Here is a 502-nt window from a genome sequence, read left to right on the forward strand (position 1 = left end):
ACCCTGGCGCTGATGCCGTGCGATATCAGCAAGGCCGAGCGTGGCTATCGCCTGTTCGACGCCAACAGCTACTCCCTGAGCCTGCCGGCACCGCTGCTGCACGCCGAAATGCCGCTGGACGACGCATTTGCTGCCGTCATGTGGCATCTGTTGGGCAGCAGCCAGCGCCTGGCCGAGCAATACCGTTTCAACGGCCACTGGCGTCTGCTGCAGGACTGGGTGGAAAACCTCGGCGAACTGCGGGCCCTGCTCGGCAGCCTCGGCCAGGCCGCACCGCGTCAGTCCACCAGCGAATTGCGCGCCGCACTGGACGCCTTGCTGGAAGACTGGCGTCCGCTGGTCCAGGCCGGTGACGACGATGAAGACATCCGCAAGGCCGCGCCGGAGCAGTTCGCCGAAGAACTGGAAGACGTGCGCTGGGGCTTGTTCTCCCTGACCACTTCCCGCTGGCTGCTGGCCCGCACCTGGGCCGCGGATCGCAACGTGCGTGGCAATCGCCAGG

General features: G+C 66.7%; 1 pseudogene. It reads left to right on the top strand.

Annotated elements, in window-relative coordinates:
- Positions 1-502: pseudogene (locus HX846_RS38580) on the top strand (inorganic triphosphatase); the annotation flags it as partial.

Source organism: Pseudomonas sp. K5002 (assembly GCF_013386655.1).
In the GTDB taxonomy this organism is placed as follows: Bacteria; Pseudomonadota; Gammaproteobacteria; order Pseudomonadales; family Pseudomonadaceae; genus Aquipseudomonas.